The organism is Natrinema soli (assembly GCF_028618695.1).
In genome coordinates, this window is sequence record NZ_JAQIVI010000181.1 from 1 (window position 1) to 2384 (window position 2384).

Sequence of the window (2384 nt, forward strand, 5' to 3'; positions counted from 1 at the left end):
CCGACACCGCCCACTCGACCGCCCGCCAGGCCGCCGAGATCGCGAACCGCGCCGGCGCGGATCGGCTCGCACTGATGCACCTTTCCTCGCGCTACGCCGGTCACACCGCCGATCACGAGGAACAGGCTCGCGAGGTCTTCGCTGGAGACCCGGCAGACGCGTTCGTTCCCGACGATGGGCAGAAGCTCGAGATTCCGTATCCCGACGGCGAGTAGGTCAGTCGACGCTACCGTTCGATACAGGCGGAGCAGTGTGACTCACCGCGAGCGACCGAACGCGCGGCGCGAAGCGCCGCGGAAAGACGAGCGGCCAACGGCCACGAGTAAGGAAGCGAGCGGGCCGACGACCGACCCATCGGAGAGGGAGGAGTGCTTTTAATCAACATGTTGCCGAGCAACTGAGCGAAGGCGTTCGAAAGGCGCTTCGCGCCTTTCGTGATGACGAGAGACCTTCGGTCTCTCGGACCATGAGGGAGCGCAGAGCAAAATGTTGCGGGTGAATAAGCGAATCGGCTGGAGAACGCGTCCCTGCTCCCGGCTGTCACCCGACTCTATCAGAGTGCGAACCCGCGCCGGATTTATAGCCGTCTCGTTCCTACGGCCCGCTGTGAGTACGCGAACGAGTGCGCTCGATGCGGTCGTCTTCGGTGTCGATATTCAGAGCGGTGACGTACGCGGCGATGCACCATCGTACGCACTGGCGGTCTACGACGGAGAGGAGATCACCCGCGACGTCGTCTCCCACCGCAAGCTCAGGCGACTGATCGACGACGAGGAGCCGGCGATCGTCGCGACGGACAACATGTACGAGCTGGCGGCCGACAAGGACCAGCTAATCCACTTCCTCGGCTCGCTACCGGCCGGAACCAAGCTCGTACAGGTGACGGGTGCCGAACAACCCGAGCCGCTCTCCCGCGTCGCAAACCGTCACAACATCCCCTACGGGAAGGACCCGATGCAGGAGGCCGAGGCCGCGGCCCGACTGGCCGCTCACAACGTCGGCCACGAGGTGTCGGCCTTCACCGACACGACCGAAGTGAAGGTCGCCCGCGGCCGCTCGACCGGCAGCGGCGGCTGGAGCGCGGACCGCTACACCCGCCGCATCCACGGCTCGGTCAGGAAACGAGCCCGTGAGGTCGAGTCCGAACTCGAGGAGCACAACCTCGAGTACGAGCGCGACGTTCGGGAGGCCTACGGCGGCTTCGCGAACGCCGTCTTCACCGTCCAGGCTCGCCCGAGTGATATCCCCGTCTCGCGAAACCGCTCTGGCGATGTCCGCGTCGAGATCGAGCGCGAGCGCCGCGACGGTATCGAGTTCGAGCCCCTCGTCAAGCGCCGCGATCACGTCGTCGTCGGCATCGACCCCGGGACGACGACCGCCGTCGCCATCGTCGGCCTCGAGGGCGAGGTGCTCGACGTCTGGAGTTCCCGCACCAGCGACACCGCCGGCGTCATCGAGTGGATCGTCGAACGGGGCCGTCCGGTCATCGTCGCGGCCGACGTGACGCCGATGCCCGAAACCGTCGAGAAATTCCGCCGGAGCTTCGACGGATTCGGCTGGACGCCCGAGAGCGTTCTGGCGGTCGACGAGAAACAGCATCGCACGCGCGAGCACCCCTACGACGACGACCACCAGCGCGACGCGATGGCCGCCGCGCTCTTCGCTCTCGACGCCCACGAGGACCAGTTCGAGCGCATCGCCGACAAGCTCCCGCCGGGGATCGATCGGGGCGAAGTCACCGCCCGCGTCGTCGCCGGCGAGGAGAGCGTCGAGGCCGTCCTGCGGGACCTGACCGATGACGACAGCGGCGAGGAAGAGGAACAGAACGAGCACGAGCCCCGCGAACTCACCGAGGAGGAACGGCGGATCAAGGACCTCGAGCGGCAGGTCGAGCGCCTCCAGTCGCACGTCGAACGCCTCGAGGGCCGTGTCGCCGAGCGCGACGACCGGATCGACGAACTCGAGTCGAAACTGACCCTCGCTCGCCGCGAGGAACGAACGCAGGTTCGAAAGGACCGCGAAGTGAGCCGCCTCGAGCGGAAGGCGAACCGACTCGAGCGCGAGCGCGACGACGCCCGCGAGACGGTCGAGTCCCTCGAGAACAAGGTCGAGCGGATGAAGGCCCTCTGGAAGCTCGATCACTCGAACTTCAGCGACGTCTCCGCGAAGAAGGAGGGGCTGGTTCCGGTGAAGGTCGTCGAGAAGTTCACGAAAGGCGCGATTCGCGAGGCCGACGAGCAGTACGGCATCGCGAGCGGCGACGTGGTCTCCATCCGGGACGCCAGCGGCGCGGGTCGTTCGACGGCCGAGCTCCTCGCGGAGTTCGACCCCCGCATCGTCCTCAAGGACGGCGGCCTCTCGGAAATCGCCGACGAGATCCTCTT

Annotated in this window: 1 protein-coding gene and 1 pseudogene; both read left to right on the forward strand. The window is 66.7% G+C overall.

Annotated features, from left to right (window positions below):
* Window positions 1-215: pseudogene (locus PGX04_RS12215) on the forward strand (ribonuclease Z); the annotation flags it as partial.
* Window positions 216-606: 391 nt separating this feature from the next.
* A partial coding sequence (locus PGX04_RS12220) for a DUF460 domain-containing protein (protein ID WP_273738766.1) occupies window positions 607-2384 on the forward strand: 1778 nt, incomplete at its 3' end.